Consider the following 16,906-nt stretch of genomic DNA (forward strand, 5'->3'; position numbering starts at 1 on the left):
TTGCGAAGCGTGTTGCCACCTTCACGTTATCGTCAATATTTATAAAATAAGACGGCTAAGAAGCGTCTCATTACTCGGGCATTTGCGGTCGATTCTGCCTGCCTGTTCCCTGTGCGGTGCGGCTTCAGGCCGGGTTGGTGTAAAGTTTTGTCGTCATGTCTACATTAAATCGAAAGAAACCCGTCCGTTAATGACAACCCCGATCTCCGCAGGGGTTAATTAATTACCCTGACGGCAGGATTTATTATTACGGCATGCCGGCATGCAGGTTATCCGCTCAGGTTTTTTATATTCGCCGTATTTTTTCGCTGGCTTCAATAATCGCCGCAACAATCGCCGCACGCTCGTCGGTGTTAATGGTTCTGTTTGTTGTCAGCGTGCGCAGGCTGAATTTCAGCTTTTCAAACGCCTCTTCAATCAGCGGGTCTTTCTGCGTCTGGCTGACCACCAGCTTTTTCATTTTTATCAGCGTGTCGCGCAGCGCCTCATGATGCCGGGCGAGAAACGCTTCGCCCGCATCGGTCAGAGAATACTGCTTTTTACCGCCGCCGCTCTCAATGGTCGTGGCATATTTCTCATCTTCAATCGAGGTCAGAATCGGGTAGATGACGCCGGGGCTGGGACGGTATACGCCCTGCGAGTAGTCCCTGATCGAGGTGATCACTTCATATCCGTGCGTCGGATTCAGTCGTATCAAATGCAGTACCAGCAGGACCAGTTCCGTGCGGGTAAAGGCCTTGCCGCGGCGAACCTGATTTTTGCCGACGTCGCTCCCCTTTTTTGACTCATCGACGTTTAATTCAGTGGGATGAAGTCTCTCTTTCATGGTGACATTGCAGGTTAGTGGCTGACCAAAATAAGATATATCTTGAGCAATAAAGTCATCAAGATATATCTTGAGAGGATTCCGCCAGCAAAGAGTAAAAGTTTCGTTAAGACCCTACTTCACGCGTGCATCGGGGCGGAAGAGGTCAAATCGCTGCGCATCGCTGATGCCGTAATACGCGCTGGGGCCACCGGCGCGCAGGATCGGTTCTGCGCGGGCGGTCTGGTAGATGCCGTTGTCCAGCAGGTCACTGTCGATGTGAATGGCGATGGCTTCCCCCAGCACCAGCCAGCTGTCCAGCAGCCCGCCCTGCGCGTCCTGCAGCTGGATGCACTGGGTGAGCCTGCACTCGAAGTTGACCGGGCTTTCCGCCACCATGCTGACGTTGACCCGGGTGCCGGGCAGGGCGGTCAGCCCGGCGTGGATGAACTCATCTTCCCCACGCGGCAGCGAGGCCGAGCTTTCATTCATCGCCTCTGCCAGCGATCGCGTGGCCAGATTCCAGACAAATTCGCCGGTTTCAACGATGTTTGCCACGCTGTCTTTCCAGCCGCTGCTGGCAAAGCCGATAATCGGCGGCCGGTAGCTGAAACAGTTAAAGAAGCTGTACGGTGCGAGGTTGCGCTGCCCGGCGGCATTCTGCGAGCTGATCCAGCCGATCGGGCGCGGGCCGATAATGGCATTCAGCGGGTCGTGGGGCAGACCGTGCCCCTGTTCCGGCCGGTAAGAATGGCGTGATCGTGACATAAATCGTCCTTATGAAGAGTAAAGTCAGCGGGAAATGTTTACCATTAATAGCACAGAGGGTATCTTACGCCGCTGCTGACAAGAGAGTTACTGATGAAAACCCCTGCCGAGAAAAATGTTCTCCACCCGCGTAACCGCCACCGCGGACGCTATGATTTCGCTGCGCTGATCGCCTGTCATCCGGCGCTGGCGCAGTTTGTTGCCGTGAATAACTGGGGCAGCGAGTCGATTGATTTCGCCAACCCGGAAGCGGTGAAAACCCTGAACCAGGCGCTGCTGCACCATTTCTACGGGCTGGCCCACTGGGATATTCCGGAAGGCTTCCTCTGCCCGCCGGTGCCGGGCCGCGCGGACTATGTTCACCATCTGGCCGACCTGCTGGCGGAAGATAACCAGCGCGCGGTGCCGCGTGAAATCAACGTGCTGGATATCGGCTGCGGGGCTAACCTGATCTATCCGATTATCGGCCACAGCGAGTATCAGTGGCGCTTTACCGGCACCGAGGTCAACCCGCAGGCGATGAGCGCTGCCAACGGCATTATCGCGGCAAACCCGGGCCTGAACCGCGCCATTCGTCTGCGTCGTCAGAAGGACAGTTCGACGATCTTCGGCGGTATTATTCATAAAAATGAGCTGTATCACGCCACAATGTGTAACCCACCGTTCCACGCCTCCGCCGCCGACGCGCGCGAAGGCAGCCAGCGCAAGCTGCGTAATCTGGGGCTGGACCGCAATGCGCCGCTGAACTTCGGCGGGCAGCAGGATGAGCTGTGGTGTGAGGGCGGTGAAAAGGCGTTTATTGGCCGGATGATCGCGGAAAGCGCTGATTTCGCCCGCCAGTGCATCTGGTTCACCTCGCTGGTTTCCCGCCGTGAGAACCTGCCGGAGCTGTGGCGCGCGCTGGAAGAGGCCGACGTGGCCGCCGTGCGCACCATCGATATGGCCCAGGGTCAAAAGCAAAGCCGCTTTATCGCCTGGAGCTTTATGGAACAGCCACAGCGCACGCGCCTGCTGGGCAAGTAAGCTGACTGTGGCTGCGCTGCACACTCTGCCCCGGCGTTTTTTATCCGGTGCAGAGTGCAGGATAGATTGATTTCACTGGTCTACTCCGGAGCGGGCAGCGCCGCCTGTACGCCCGCGGCCCCGGCGACATCGTTGCCGCTCTGCATCACCTGCACCGTCTGGTAAGGCACTTTGATCCCAGCGGCATCGAAGTGCTTTTTCACCATGCCGTCCAGCGCGAATCGCACCGTCCACTGCTTCAGCGGCTGGGTGGTGAACGACACGCGCACGGTAAACGCCTGATTGGTTAAGCCGACCAGCCCGGCAAACGACGGTTCGCCGATCACCATCCCGCGAATGGTTTTATCCTCCAGCAGCTCCCTGACCGCCGCCTGCAGCGTGGCGTTGACCCGATCGGTATCCTCGCGCCGGTCCACGTCGTAGTTCGCCACGAACGAGCCGATACCGCGCACGAAGTTGGCAAAGGTGGTGATCGAAGACCACGGAATAATGTGGTAGGCCCCGGTATCCTGACGGACGCCGACGGAACGAATCGACATCCTTTCCACCGTGCCGGTAATTGGCCCAATCGTCACCAGATCCCCGGTATTCATGCCGTTTTCAAACTGGATAAACACGCCGGTAATAATATCTTTGACCAGCGTTTGCGAACCGAAGGACACCGCCAGCCCCAGCGCCCCGGCACCGGCCAGCAGCGGGGCGATATTGACGCCGATCTCAGACAGCACAATCATAATGGTGATGGTGCTGATGACCACCGCCAGCGCGTTACGGAACAGCGTCAGCAGGGTGCGGGTCCGCGCGCTGGGCATTGGCCTGCCGTGGGAATCCGAGGCCAGCCGGCTCTCAATCAGGCTGGCGAGCAGCGTCCAGCCTACCGCAGAGAAGAACAGGATCACCACGATGCGGATCAGAATATCGACCAGCTTTTCGCCCGCCCCCACGGTGAGCCAGTGCCAGAGGTCGAACAGGTGCCAGGCATTCAGCAGCATCAGCGTGACGGCAAACACGCTGATCACCCGCGCCAGTTTGAGCATCGCCGACAGCCAGCCGTTAACCCGCTGCTGAAGTTCGGGATAGTTACGGCGGAGTTCGGGGGAAAGCACCACGGTTTTATTGATCCAGCGGGTCAGCATGCCGGAAACCAGCGCGCCGATGGCGATGATTGCCAGCGATCGCACGCTGGCGGACATCATAAACTTCAGGCTGTTGCCGGGGTCGAACAGGGAAAACAGGAACAGGGCGATAAAGTAGGCGCTGGCCAGCCAGTGCCACACCAGCGCAAAGGCGCGAATAAAAAATGCGAAAAAGGCCAGCGAGCGATCCGCCAGCCGCGTCAGCTCCAGCTGGATGTTGCGACGGTTGTGGAAAATCAGATAGAGCGCCCACACCGTCACCAGCCCCATGACCAGCACGTTGATCACCGCGCCGACCTGCACATTCACCTGGTTCGAGACGATTGGCACAATCACCAGCAGGCCGTAGCCGATCAGGCCACTCAGCCAGCTGATGCGGGTGCTCCAGTAGATGGCGCGGTCGTCGGTAAGATGGAAAAAGCGCAGCTGGGGAAAACGCGGGCAGAACATCAGCCGCAGCACGGCCTTAAAGAACTCAACCAGGGCAAAGGCGTTCAGAAACAGTCCCTGCTGGTAGGCAATCGTGCGGCTGCCGGCGTTCATGTTGTCGCTGAGTATCTGCCCGACGAACAGCGCCAGCGCCAGCAGCAGCAGATCGATGACAAAGGCCCCGGCGATCATCGCGGGCAGATGCAGCCAGCTGGTCCGTTCGCTGTTCTTACGGCGTCCCCATGCCCCCATCCGCCGGTACAGCGGAGATGCCGCCCAGCGCGTCAGCCAGTAAAAGGCGAACAGCGCGGCTGCCAGCATGGCAAAGTGGCTGAGCGCGTTGAAAAAGGTCTGCTGATTAAACGGCTTGTGGGGGGCATCGACGATATTGCGCTGCAGGGTTTGCAGCCGGGAGGCGAACTCACCGCCGAACTGGCGGCTGACGTCGGTGACGCTCTGCAGGACGGTTTTATCTTCCTCTTCTTCCGGCGGCGTCAGGACCGGGTCGGCGGGGGCTGCCGGGGGTTCTGATGCTTTGCGCAGCTGTTCTATCAGCTGCTGGCGCGACTGGTCGTTATCCAGAATATTGGCCAGTGCGGCCCACGCGGCGCGCTTTTCATCCGCATCAGGCGGCGCGGTTTCTGCGGCGGTTGTCGTCTGCTGCGACTGGGCGGCGACGGCAGCGGCGGGCAGGGTCACGGCGTGGCCTGCTGACAGAAACGTGCTGCAGACCATCAGCAGCAAAGCCTGTAACAGATAGCGCAGTGGGGAAGTGAGTCCGGGCATCCTGTTCTCCTGTTGTGGCACCAGCTTCAGCGGCAACAGAGAAGTATAGACGCCAGCCTCGGGGGCAGCGGGTCATTAGCGGGTTTTTAGGAATCAGACGAAAGCGGGGCGGCGGACGCCGCCCCGGCAGGATCACGAGACGTGCTGCAGGAACTCGCGCAGGCGGGCACTCGGCGGGTTGCTGATCAACTCGTCCGGGTTGCCGTCTTCGGCGATGCGGCCCTTATCGATAAAGATCAGGCGTGAAGCCACCTTCTGGGCGAAACCGACTTCGTGGGTGACGATAACCATGGTCATGCCTTCTTCCGCCAGATCCTGCATCACTTTCAGCACTTCGTGACGCAGTTCCGGGTCAAGGGCGGAGGTGGGCTCATCAAACAGCATCATCTTCGGCTTCACCGCCAGCGCACGGGCGATGGCCACGCGCTGCTGCTGTCCACCGGACAGCTCGGAAGGGAAGTGGTTCGCGCGCTCGGCGAGGCCCACTTTGCTCAGCAGCTCTTTTGCCAGGCGGTGAGCATCGGCTTTCTTCGCACCGCGTACGCGGATCGGACCAAAGGCCACGTTGTCCAGCGCGCTCATCTGCGGGAACAGATGGAACTGCTGGAATACCATGCCGGCTTCCTGGCGGATCAGGCGGTCGTCGACTTTCGGGTCGTTAACCTTCAGGCCGTCAACGATCAGCTCGCCGCTGGTGATCTCTTCCAGCTTGTTGATGCAGCGCAGCAGGGTGGACTTACCGGAACCGGATGGGCCGATAATCACCACCACTTCGCCTTTTTCGATCTTCAGGTCGATATCGTGCAGTACCTGAGTCGCACCGAAGTGCTTGGAAACGTTCTTAAATTCAATCACAGGATTTTCATCCTTTTCTCAATGCGACGCAGAACAAAGCTCAGCACCAGCGTAATAATCAGATAGATAACGGCAACGGCGCTCCAGATTTCCAGCGCGCGGAAGTTACCGGCAATAATTTCCTGCCCCTGGCGGGTCAGTTCGGCCACGCCGATGACGATAAACAGGGAGGTGTCCTTGATGCTGACAATCCACTGGTTACCCAGCGGCGGCAGCATACGGCGCAGCGCCAGCGGCATAATCACGTAGCGCAGCGTCTCGCGGCTGGACAAGCCCAGCGCCAGACCGGCTTCACGGAAGCCGCGGTTAATCGACAGCACCGCACCACGGGTGATTTCGGCGATATAGGCACCGGAGTTGATGATGATAGTGACCACGGCCGCGCTGAACGGGTCGATCCGCAGATCGTTAAACGCCATGGGCAGAGCAAAGTAGATGAACATCACCTGCACCACGATTGGGGTGCCGCGAATCAGTTCGATGAAAACCAGCGCGATGTTGCGTGACAGCCAGCCGCCGTAGGCGCGGGCAAAACCGGCAACGAGGCCGATTATCACACCGCCAACCAGGCCCAGGACCGAAATCCACAGGGTCAGCTTGGCACCTTCAAGCAGGATTGGAATAGCAGGCCAGATGGCGCTCCAGTCAAACTGCATGTTTATTCTCCGGATCTAAAACCATTTTTGTTGATGTGGAAAAATGCGGGAACAATCGTTCCCGCATTAAGTACAGCCGTTCGACTCTTATTATTTAGGTTCGCTGCCGAACCATTTTTTGTACAGCGTGTTGTAAGTTCCGTTCTCTTTCAGCGTTTTCAGCGCGCCGTTCACTTTTTCACGCAGGTCGTCGCTGCCTTTCGGGAAGGCAATGCCGTACTGCTGAGCTTCAACCGGCTCGCCTACCGCTTTAAACTGGCCTTTGCCAGCGGTATGGATGAAGTACAGGATGTTTGGCGTGTCGTGCAGCACGGCGTCAGCACGGTTGGTGCCAAGCTCCATGTAGGCGTTATCGATGTTCGGGAACTGGCGCAGATCTTTGGTTTTGATGTGCTCTTTCGCGTAGTCCACGGAACCGGTGCCGCTCTTCACTGCCACCACTTTGCCGTTCAGGTCTTCAATACCCTTCACGCTGTCGTTGTTGGCTTTCACCATCACCTGCAGGCCGCTTTTGTAGTAGCCGTCAGAGAATTCAATCGCTTTCTTACGCTCGTCGGTAATCGTGATACCGGCCAGTGCCAGATCGATATTACGCGTCTGCAGCGCAGGGATGATACCGGCGAAATCCATCGGTTTCAGGGTGTATTCAAGATTCAGTTGTTTTGCAATTGCATCCCACAGGTCGATGTCGAAGCCGACATATTTATCACCCTGTTTGAATTCGAAAGGAACAAAAGCGGTATCTGTTGCGACGATCAGTTTCTTATCTGCAGCTGTGGAAGACACGGCGAACGCCATGGTCAGCGCAGCCAGAGTGACCTTAAAAATTGACTTCATCATTTTATCCTTATCGCTTCCCGGAACGTCTTTCCCGGTTAAATGCCAGCAGCCCTATGAAAGAATCATGCCAGGTTTGCAATGGTATGGAAAACAGCGGGTTAAATGCGAGTTTTCCGAAAGGTGCTGACACGATACAGTGTGTTGCACTATTCTGGGGCGTCATTTTGGTGCATCTCGTCCAGTGTGGTGCAATGGGTCGCCCGACTAGCATTAGCAGTTGTAGCAAATTGCCGGATAAAAACAACAGATAGTGTCGTAGGGGATTAATTTATTGCCAGTGGGCTCTGATTTTTTGGGGGAATAGCGTGGGGTGTGCGCTGAAGTGCAGGATAAAAAAAGAGCAGATGGCGGGGCCATCTGCTCAGTTGTGGTGAATGCGTCAGATTAACGCAGCGGGTTTATTCGATGTTGGACTCGATAAACCACAGGAATTTATCCAGATCGCGGGAAGCCGCGGTGAAGATGTCGGCGCTGTCTTCATCAGACACTTCGCTGATAGCTTTGCGGACATCGTTGGCCACCACCGCGTAGCGGTCGGCCAGCGCTTTCAGGTGTTCCTGTACGCTGTGAATGTTCAGCGGATAGCTTTTCAGCGGCGTTCTGTCGTTAACAATCTGCGTGGTGCCGAGTGCAACGCCGCCCAGCTGAACCACACGCTCAGCAATCGTATCCTGGTGGTCGGTAATCGCGGTGCGGAATCCATCCAGCATTTCATGTACGGCAATGAAGTTAGCGCCGCGCATGTTCCAGTGTGCCTGCTTGGTGATCAGGGACAGGTCGATGAATTCGGTAACCAGACGATTAAGCACCTCAATGGTGGCTTTTTTATCGTCTTCAGCCACATCGTTACGGGTGTAAATCAGATCAGAAGATTTTGCTTTAACCAGTTTAGCGGTACTCATCATTAATATCCTCTTGATGGTCAGGTTGTCCTGTTAAATTACGGAAATAAGTATAGCACCGTTTTTTAAACCTGCAGTAACGGTGGTGCCTATTGCTTTAATAGCGTGCGATGAGTTGATTTAGCAGGTGTTTATTTGTTTTTTTTCGATTTCGGAAATATTAACAAGAATGATTTTTATTTTCGATAATTAGCCATGGCGTTGAATTATATCAATGTTTTAATTTCAGGGTGAAAATCGACTTACTCTGTAAGTAATAATTAACGATTGTTGCCATGTTAATTTATTGTTACTGCATAAAATAATAAACCGAGGACTTTCCCGCTCCGTTCAGGCGAAGCGGGAAGGCGTGCGTTATTCCCGACTCTCGTTGACCGGCACGATTTTCGTCTTTGCCGGACGTAACGTCATGGTGGAACCGGCAGACGCCACGATGATTGCCAGCAGCGCCAGCCACTGTACCAGGCTCAGCACCTCGCCGAGGAAAAGCATGCCGGAGATTGCTGCCATCGCCGGTTCCAGGCTCATCAGGGTGCCGAAGGTCCGCGCGGGCATCCGGGTCAGCGCGACCATTTCAAGAGAATAGGGCAGTGCGCTGGAAAGAACGGCAATCGCCAGGCCAATCGGGATCAGCGACAGCGCCCAGCCGCCGCTGTTAGCAAACGTCACGCCCAGTGGAACAAACACCAGTGCGCCAATCAGCGAGCCCATTGCCGCGGTGGCCGGCCCGTGCTGGCTGCCGGCACGCTTGCCGGTGATGATATACACCGCCCACAGCGCGCCTGCGCCCAGGGCAAGCAGCGCGCCAACGGGATCGACGCTGCTGATGTTCTCGCCAAGCGGCAGCAGAAACAGCAGCCCCAGCAGTGCCAGCACCACCCAGAGGAAATCCAGCGGACGGCGCGAACTGGCCAGCGCCAGCGCCAGCGGTCCGGTAAACTCCAGCGCGACCGCTATGCCGAGTGGCACCGTGCGGATCGATAAGTAAAACAGATAGTTCATCCCGCCCAGCGACAGGCCGTAAATAATCAGCGGCAGGATTTGGCTGCGATGAAAGCGCAGACGCCAGGGTTTAAACACGATGCAGAGGATCAGCGTGCCCAGCCCGAGGCGCAGGGCGGTAATGCCCGGCGCGCCCACCAGTGGGAAAAGCGATTTAGCCAGCGCTGCGCCACCCTGTATTGACGTCATGGCAATCAGCAAGAGCAGCACGGGAAGCCAGACGGCATTTTTTAACTGTTGAGCGGACATCCTTTATCTCAATCCTTATGTTCCGTTGTTAACGTAAGTCGCTATTCAGTCTACTTGAACGGAGACGGAAATCTCAGCGTGTCGCGCTAAAAAATAAACGGAAGCTAAAGAAAACAAAAGAGTTAGGTAAAGAACTGTCAGGTTTCAATTAGGATTACTCTCAATGAACCTTTTTTTACATGGCCTAAAATAGCGAGTGATGTCGCATAAATATAAGAAAAATGAATAACATATAAACTTCCATTAACTTTCTGTTACACCAAATATTTCGTTAGACAATGAAAATAGGGCGGAGTTTCCCACTATATTTTGTTATATTTTTAGCGTTGTCAGGATAGAAGTACTTTTTACATTTGAGGTGGTTATGAAAAAAATTGCATGTCTTTCAGCACTGGCTTGCGTTCTGGCAGTTTCTGCTGGTTCAGCAATGGCACAAAGCACCGTTACCGCTGGTTATGCGCAGAGCGACTACCAGGGAATTGCTAACAAAGCTAACGGCTTCAACCTGAAATATCGTTACGAAAACGGTAGCGATCCACTGGGCTGGATTGGTTCTTTCACCTACACCGAGAAAGATCGTACTGACGCAGGCGATTACATCAAGGGCCAGTACTACGGCTTCACCGGTGGTCCTGCTTACCGTCTGAACGACTGGGCGAGCATCTACGGCGTTGTGGGTATCGGCTACGGTAAATACCAGTACAACGAACCAAATCGTGAAAAATATGACTCCAGCGACGTAGGCTTCTCCTACGGTGCAGGTCTGCAGTTCAACCCAATCCAGAACGTTGCTCTGGACGTGGGCTACGAGCAGAGCCGTATCCGCAGCGTTGACGTGGGTACCTGGACTGCTGGCGTAGGCTACAGCTTCTAAGTTGCCTGTGCCCGGTTCGCATCTGCGAATCTGCGCTGATAAATCCGCCCTTCGGGGCGGATTTTTTTTGGCCGTTACTTAGCGAAAGGATCCTGCCCGAGCTGGCTGAACGGCAGACGCTTCAGGGCAAAGTTGGTGACCTGAATCGCCGGGCCCTTATCGTTTGAGACAAAACGGTAGGTGGGATTAATCTCTCTGGCGCGGATGCCGGTCCACTGCGAAAACAGCAGTAAAAAGTCATTGGCGGAACGCGGCTGGGTCATCATCTGATGGCGACTGTCGTTGCTGGAGCTGATAAACATCGGCACCTCGAAGTTCTGACGATACTTGTCGTCGTGAGTCAGATACTCGTTGCGCGTGCCTTTTTCCTTAAAAGCCAGCCCGTGGTCGGAGAAATACATCAAAGAATAACTCAGCCCGCTACCGTGCAGCTGCTGCCACAGCTGGTTGAGGAAGCCGTCGGTTTGCGTAATGCTGTAAAGATAGCAGGAGGTTTCGCTGGAGTGAAGGTGCTCAACGAAGCGCCCGCGGGTGCGATCGCAGGCTTTTGGATGCGACCCCACCAGGTGATACACCAGCAGGCGCGGTTTTTCCACCGGCCTGGCCAGCGCCGCTGCGGTAAAGCCCAGCAGATCTTCATCCCGCGTGTTTTTATCCGCTTCAAAATCGCCCTGCTTGAGGAAATGCACCGTCTTCGCGCGGCGGGCGATGCTGGCAATCGGCGTATCAAACTGCCCAATCTGCCCCTGATTCGACAGCCACCAGGTATCAAAGCCCGCGCGGTTCGCAAGGCTGATAATATTGTTCTGGTACTGCGGCTGGCCGTTAATGACCTGGTTCAGCGTCAGGCCCAGTGATTTCTGGGTGGAGGAGGCTGCCGAGGTGTACTGGCTGAAAAACTGGCCGCTGAGCTGGCTGGCAAACGGGGTATTATCCCAGCGCCCCCCAAAAGCGCCCATCGCGTCACGGCGTGCGCTTTCACCGATCACAATGACGTAAACCTGCCGATCGGGTTTGACGCTGAGCAGGTGCCAGTCATCCTGCAGCGTGGCAAGCTGGTTCATGCGGTCGATCTCTTTATCCACCGACACTTTACTTTCAACCGTATCCTTCACGAAGCGCACCAGCGGATAACCGGCATCTTTCAGATTGAACACGCCGCCGGTGAGCTGATTCAGCACCGGCTGGGTGAGCCAGGCCACCACGACGAAAGCCAGACAGGCGCTTTCACGATGCCCCCACTTTGTTTTTGGCTCGGGTTTGCGCCTCAGCGACAGTAAACCGGCGGCGATAATCGCCAGGCCAATGGCATAGTCGTGCAGCGGAAAAATCATCAGCACCTCGCTGGCTTCTTCCGCATTGGTGGCGTGCAAAGCAAGCAGGGTGTTGAAATTGGGCGGGCCATAAACCTGACCAAAGGGATAATAGAAACCGGCAATCAGCGTGGTCAGTACCAGCAGGGCTTTTTGCCCCTTCGGCAGCACGCGGGCGAGCAGCATCAATAGCGCCGTAAAGGCCAGAAGATAAAGCCATTCCAGAACGTAGCCAAATGCCTGGTTAATCATAAAAGAAAGCAGCAAATACAGCCCGGTATACGGGCTCAGCCAGCCACGGTAACGGCTTACCGAAGCGGTTTTCAGTAGGGTCAGGTTCATACTCAATTCTTTTAGAAAATGCTATAGCTCACCGCTTCAGCTTGACTGAAGTGGCAGACCGCCTGATACAGCTCGTCAGAAATGGGGGGGCTGGGGAAGGGAGGGACCCGATCGGCCTGCATTCTTTACGAAAGGCTGGGAAGATAGTCGTTGTTTTGGCGGAAGGCAACCAGCAATATGAATAAGTTATGTGAAGCAGTATACAAAATGAATACGGACGGGGCAGGGTTTAAGAGGCCGGGGTTGCCGGCCTGTTATTCAGCAGCATTTCAAGCAGCATCAGCCGCAGGGTAAACGGAGAACGACAGAGCAGTTTCAACAGTAATGGTACTCTCATGTTAAGCCCCTCCAACAGTCAGGGTATGAACGAATTATCAACAGATATAGCACAGGCTATATCCCATAGCCAGAGCTAATACGCTAAATTTTGTGCTTCTTTGAGCTTCGTTTACAATGTCAGTCGAACAGACCGCTGCACGCTGTTAAAAAGCAGGGGTTGATAATAAGAGGAAGCTGAATGAGTCGTCGCGCAAAAGTAGCAGTGCCCGCGCCACTGAAAGATATTGAAGAGCATGTCGAAGGCTTCCGCCAGGTACGTGAAGCCCATCGCCGTGAATTAATCGATGACTATGTTGAGCTGATTTCCGATCTGATCCGCGAGTTCGGTGAGGCGCGGCAGGTTGATATGGCTGCCCGTCTTGGGGTTTCACAGCCAACGGTGGCAAAAATGTTAAAGCGCCTGGCAACCGCAGGTCTGGTGGAGCAGGTGCCCTATCGTGGCGTCTTCCTGACCCCGGAAGGCGAAACGCTGGCGGAACAGAGCCGTGAACGTCACCACATCGTTGAGACATTCCTGCTGGCGTTAGGTATCAGCCCGGATACCGCCCGCCGCGATGCCGAAGGCATTGAGCATCACGTCAGCGATGAGACGTTGGCTATTTTCCAGAAGTTCAGTGAAAGCCGTCAGTAATCTACTCCAACTCTGCGAGCCAGCATGACAACCCTGCTCAGGCCTTTTTTGCACGATCGTTTTCTGCATCTGTTAGTGGTTCTGGGCCTGTTGCTGGCCTGCTTTGTTCCTTTCTCCCTGGCCGAACTGCCCCGAGCGGTTGACTGGCCGACGATGATCACCCTGTGTGGCCTGTTAATGCTGACCAAAGGCATTGAGGCCAGCGGCTATTTCGATGCGCTGGGCCGTCGCCTGGTGCAGGGCTTTCACCATCAGCGCCAGCTGGCGCTGTTCCTGGTGGCCGCCGCCGCGCTGCTGTCGACGTTCCTGACCAATGATGTGGCGCTGTTTATCCTCGTGCCCCTGACGCTTTCGCTGCGGAAATATTCGGCGCTGCCGATTGCGCGGCTGATTATCTTTGAAGCGCTGGCGGTGAATGCGGGATCGCTGCTGACCCCGATCGGCAATCCACAAAATATTCTGCTGTGGCGTCACGGCGATCTGGGCTTCGGCGGGTTTATCTGGCAGATGCTGCCGCTGGCGGTGCTGATGCTGGTGAGTCTGCTGCTGCTGACCGTCTGTTGCTTTCCCGCCCGGCCGATTGAACGCCATCAGCATGAGGAGGAGCCCCGCTGGCAGCGGCCTCTGCTGATCGTCAGCGCGCTGCTTTATGCGCTGTTTATTGCGGCGCTGGAACAGGATCTGGCGATCTGGGGATTAGGCCTGGTGTTTGTCGTCTTCCTGCTGATGGCCCGGCGTATTCTGCTGACCATCGACTGGAGCCTGCTGGTGGTGTTTATCGCCATGTTTGTCGACGTGTTTTTGCTGACCCGGCTCCCGGTTCTGCAGTCCTCCCTGCACGCCGTCGGCCAGCTGCCGCAGCTGGGGCAGTTTCTGCTGGCGGCGGGCCTGTCGCAGATTATCAGCAATGTCCCCACGACCATCCTGCTGCTGAGCAGCCTGCCGCCTTCGGCGCTGCTGGCCTGGGCGGTGAATATCGGCGGTTTCGGTTTATTACCGGGTTCGCTGGCTAACCTTATCGCGCTGAGAATGGCGAAAGATCGCCGCATCTGGTGGCATTTCCATCTTTATTCCGTGCCGATGCTGCTGTGGGCGCTGGTCAGCGGCTGGATCCTTCTTTTGATTATTCGTGCTGCCTGAACCCCGGGCAGCCTGGTTTCGTCAAGAAAGCCTGGTAATTGTCAATTTACGCTTTATGTTTAAATCAGACTGACTCATTGCGACTTAATTTTGAGTGCACCTTCTGATTGATGGGAACTATGGCTAATCAAACGACTTCAGCATCGACTGATGAGACCGCTCATCAGCACGACCAGCAATCCCCGAACCACGATGACAACGACACTCCCCGCAAACGGCCCGGCAAAAAACCGCTGATTATCCTCGCGATAGTGGTGGTGGTGATGCTGGTGATTGCGCTGTGGTTCTGGCTGACTACCCGTAATATTGAAACCACCGATGACGCCTTTACCGAGGCGGACGCCGTGACTATCTCACCGAAAACCTCAGGCTATGTGACCGAGCTCAGGGTGAAAGACAACCAGCGGGTGAAGAAGGGCGATCTGCTGGTGGTGATCGATCCGCGCGATACCACCGCACAGCAGGCGCAGGCGCAGGCACAGCTCAGTCTGGCCCAGGCTCAGCTGCATCAGGCCCAGGCGCAGCTCAGCCTGGCGAAGGTGCAGTATCCGGCGCAAAAAGATCAGGCGCTGGCGCAGCAGGCACGCGCAGAGGCCAACTATGTCAATGCGCTGTCTGACGATAAACGTCAGCGTAACGTCGATCCGCGCGCCACCTCGCAGCGCAATATTGATTCTGCCAGCGCCCAGCTGCGATCCGCGAAAGCGGAGCTGGAAAATGCCAAAGCGCAGGTGGAAGTGGCCTCGCAGGTGGCTCTGCAAATTCGCCAGCAGGAGACCAACGTTGAAGCCCGCCAGAGCCAGGTTGAACAGGCGCAGGCGCAGCTCAACGTGGCCAATCTGAATCTCTCATACACCGAAGTGCGCGCGCCGTACGATGGCTTTGTCACCAAGCGTAATGTGCAGGTGGGCACGCTGGTGCAGGCGGGATCCTCACTGTTCTCGCTGGTGTCGCCGGAGGTGTGGATCGTCGCTAACTTTAAAGAGTCGCAGCTGCGGCGCATGAAGCCGGGCGATAAGGTGGAAATCGGCGTGGATGCGTGGCCGGATCTGAAGCTTGAAGGGCACGTCGACAGCGTGCAGATGGGTTCCGGTTCCCGCTTCTCGGCCTTCCCGTCGGAAAACGCCACCGGTAACTATGTGAAAATCGTGCAGCGCGTTCCGGTTAAAATCGTTATCGACAGGGGGCTGGATCCGAATCACCCGCTGCCGATTGGCCTCTCCGTTGAGCCGAAGGTGACGGTGGAATGACCCCCGGCCAGAGCTGGAAGCCGTCCAGTAACCCCTGGCTGGTGGCCATGACGGTCACGCTGGCGGTATTCATGGAAATCCTGGATACCACCATCGTCAACGTGGCCCTGCCGCACGTGGCGGGCTCGCTCTCAGCCAGCTATGACGAATCCACCTGGGTGCTGACCTCGTACCTGGTGGCCAACGGCATCGTGCTGCCGATTTCTGCCTTCCTCAGCCGCCTGCTGGGGCGCAAGCAGTTCTTCCTGATCTGTATTGTGATGTTCACCGTCTGTTCGTTCCTTTGCGGCATTGCCACCGAACTGTGGCAAATCATTCTGTTTCGTGTGATGCAGGGCTTCTTTGGCGGTGGCCTTCAGCCGGTGCAGCAGTCGGTGCTGCTGGATTATTTCAAACCGGAAGATCGCGGCAAAGCGTTCGGCCTCTCTTCCATCGCGGTGATCGTCGCACCGGTCATGGGCCCGACGCTGGGGGGCTGGATCACCGACAACTACAGCTGGCGCTGGGTGTTCTTTATCAATATCCCGGTGGGGATCCTCAGCGTGCTGGCGATTTATCAGCTGCTGGAAGATCCGCCGTGGGAGCGCAAGTGGGCGAAGGGCAAACTGCGCGTGGACTATATCGGCATCAGCCTGATTACCCTTGGGCTGGGCTGCCTGCAGGTAATGATGGATCGCGGTGAAGATGAAGACTGGTTCAACTCCAGCTTTATCGTCACCTTTGGTCTGCTGGCGCTGACCGGTATTGTTGGCGCGATCTACTGGCTGCTGTATGCCAAAAAACCGGTGGTCGATCTGCACGTGCTGAAGGACCGTAACTTTGCGGTGGCGGGGCTGCTGATGGCCGGAATGGCGGCGATACTCTACGGCAGTTCGGTGGTGATCCCCCAACTGGCGCAGCAGGATCTGGGCTATACCGCCACGCTTTCCGGCCTGGTACTGTCGCCGGGGGCGGTGCTGATCGTGCTGTCGATCCCGCTGGTGCTGAAGCTGATGCCGCTGATACAGACCCGGCTGATTATCGCCTTCGGCTTCACGCTGCTGATGCTGTCGTTTATCTATTCGGCCACGCTGACCCCGGATATCGACTTCACCACGCTGGTGATGATGCGCAGCGCGCAAACCATCGGGCTGGGCTTCCTGTTTGTGCCGCTGACTACCATTGCGTTCGTCACTATCCCGCAGCGGCTCAACGCCGACGCCTCGGCGCTGTTTACCATGTTCCGTAACGTGGCCGGTTCCATCGGTATTTCGCTGTCCACGGCGATGATAACCGAGCGAACCCAGGCGCGGAGCGCGGAGATGGTGCACAACATGACGCCGCTCAACGAGCCGTTCAATCTTGCCGTAGAGCGCTGGGCGCAGGGCGTGCGCGACTTTGTCCATATGGCGGGCGATCCCATCACCATTGCAACCGGGCAGCTCTACCAGCAGATGATCGTGCAGGCGAGGTTCCTCGCCTATATTGACGTCTTTATGGGCCTGAGCATTGTGGCCCTGATCCTGATTCCATTTTGTCTATTGCTGTCGCCGATTAAGAGCGAAGGCAGTGCGGGAGCACACTGAG

General features: G+C 56.4%; 15 protein-coding genes. 6 read left to right on the forward strand and 9 right to left on the reverse strand.

Annotation, left to right across the window (positions count from 1 at the left end; all coding sequences use genetic code 11):
• Window positions 1-286: 286 nt before the first annotated feature.
• Entirely contained in the window at window positions 287-826 is a 540-nt protein-coding gene (locus tag PGH32_RS02855) for a PadR family transcriptional regulator (RefSeq protein WP_314419971.1), read from the reverse strand.
• 114 nt (window positions 827-940) lie between these two features.
• Complete coding sequence (locus PGH32_RS02860) at window positions 941-1,573, reverse strand: flavin reductase family protein (protein ID WP_337893133.1); 633 nt, start codon at window positions 1,571-1,573, stop codon at window positions 941-943.
• A 93-nt stretch (window positions 1,574-1,666) separates the two neighbouring features.
• Here PGH32_RS02860 and rlmF point away from each other — a divergent pair, with 93 nt between their 5' ends.
• Complete coding sequence (gene rlmF / locus PGH32_RS02865; protein ID WP_314419969.1) at window positions 1,667-2,596, forward strand: 23S rRNA (adenine(1618)-N(6))-methyltransferase RlmF; 930 nt, start codon at window positions 1,667-1,669, stop codon at window positions 2,594-2,596.
• A gap of 80 nt (window positions 2,597-2,676) precedes the next feature.
• Here the strand turns inward: rlmF and ybiO are convergent, their stop codons facing one another.
• From ybiO to rhtA, 6 genes are all read right to left on the reverse strand, one after another.
• Window positions 2,677-4,947 (reverse strand): mechanosensitive channel protein, encoded by a 2,271-nt coding sequence (gene ybiO, locus PGH32_RS02870; RefSeq protein WP_337893134.1) that lies wholly within the window; start codon window positions 4,945-4,947, stop codon window positions 2,677-2,679.
• Window positions 4,948-5,079: 132 nt separating this feature from the next.
• Window positions 5,080-5,802 (reverse strand): glutamine ABC transporter ATP-binding protein GlnQ, encoded by a 723-nt coding sequence (gene glnQ, locus PGH32_RS02875; RefSeq protein WP_123332347.1) that lies wholly within the window; start codon window positions 5,800-5,802, stop codon window positions 5,080-5,082.
• Window positions 5,799-6,458, reverse strand: coding sequence for a glutamine ABC transporter permease GlnP (gene glnP / locus PGH32_RS02880; protein WP_314419965.1), 660 nt, complete (start codon window positions 6,456-6,458; stop codon window positions 5,799-5,801). The genes glnQ and glnP overlap by 4 nt, the downstream gene beginning before the upstream one ends.
• 90 nt (window positions 6,459-6,548) lie before the next feature.
• Entirely contained in the window at window positions 6,549-7,295 is a 747-nt protein-coding gene (gene glnH / locus PGH32_RS02885; RefSeq protein WP_314419964.1) for a glutamine ABC transporter substrate-binding protein GlnH, read from the reverse strand.
• A gap of 401 nt (window positions 7,296-7,696) precedes the next feature.
• The gene (gene dps / locus PGH32_RS02890) at window positions 7,697-8,200 is read right to left on the reverse strand and encodes a DNA starvation/stationary phase protection protein Dps (RefSeq protein ID WP_314419963.1); all 504 of its coding nucleotides are present in this window, start codon (window positions 8,198-8,200) and stop codon (window positions 7,697-7,699) included.
• A 354-nt stretch (window positions 8,201-8,554) separates the two neighbouring features.
• On the reverse strand, window positions 8,555-9,451 hold the full coding sequence (gene rhtA / locus PGH32_RS02895) for a threonine/homoserine exporter RhtA (protein WP_314419962.1): 897 nt from the start codon (window positions 9,449-9,451) through the stop codon (window positions 8,555-8,557).
• 364 nt (window positions 9,452-9,815) lie between these two features.
• On the opposite strand from rhtA, the gene ompX reads away from it, so the two are divergent.
• A complete protein-coding gene (gene ompX, locus PGH32_RS02900; protein ID WP_105593511.1) occupies window positions 9,816-10,325 on the forward strand; it encodes an outer membrane protein OmpX in 510 nt (169 codons plus the stop codon).
• Window positions 10,326-10,399: 74 nt separating this feature from the next.
• Here ompX and PGH32_RS02905 read toward each other — a convergent pair whose 3' ends face one another.
• Window positions 10,400-11,980 carry a phosphoethanolamine transferase gene (locus PGH32_RS02905; RefSeq protein WP_337893135.1) on the reverse strand — a complete coding sequence of 527 codons (1,581 nt, stop codon included), beginning with the start codon at window positions 11,978-11,980 and terminating at the stop codon, window positions 10,400-10,402.
• A 517-nt stretch (window positions 11,981-12,497) separates the two neighbouring features.
• Between PGH32_RS02905 and mntR the strand changes: the two genes are divergently transcribed.
• The 4 genes from mntR to PGH32_RS02925 all read left to right on the forward strand — a co-directional run bounded on the left by mntR (window position 12,498) and on the right by PGH32_RS02925 (window position 16,905).
• On the forward strand, window positions 12,498-12,950 hold the full coding sequence (mntR, locus tag PGH32_RS02910; protein ID WP_314419957.1) for a manganese-binding transcriptional regulator MntR: 453 nt from the start codon (window positions 12,498-12,500) through the stop codon (window positions 12,948-12,950).
• A 24-nt stretch (window positions 12,951-12,974) separates the two neighbouring features.
• Complete coding sequence (locus PGH32_RS02915) at window positions 12,975-14,090, forward strand: SLC13 family permease (protein ID WP_337893136.1); 1,116 nt, start codon at window positions 12,975-12,977, stop codon at window positions 14,088-14,090.
• Between the two features lie 110 nt (window positions 14,091-14,200).
• On the forward strand, window positions 14,201-15,340 hold the full coding sequence (locus PGH32_RS02920; RefSeq protein ID WP_443112763.1) for an HlyD family secretion protein: 1,140 nt from the start codon (window positions 14,201-14,203) through the stop codon (window positions 15,338-15,340).
• Window positions 15,337-16,905, forward strand: coding sequence for a DHA2 family efflux MFS transporter permease subunit (locus PGH32_RS02925; RefSeq protein WP_337893138.1), 1,569 nt, complete (start codon window positions 15,337-15,339; stop codon window positions 16,903-16,905). Before PGH32_RS02920 ends, PGH32_RS02925 begins: the two co-directional genes overlap by 4 nt.
• The last annotated feature ends 1 nt before the right edge of the window (window position 16,906 follow it).

The organism is Erwinia sp. SLM-02, assembly GCF_037450285.1.
In the GTDB taxonomy this organism is placed as follows: domain Bacteria; phylum Pseudomonadota; class Gammaproteobacteria; order Enterobacterales; family Enterobacteriaceae; genus Erwinia.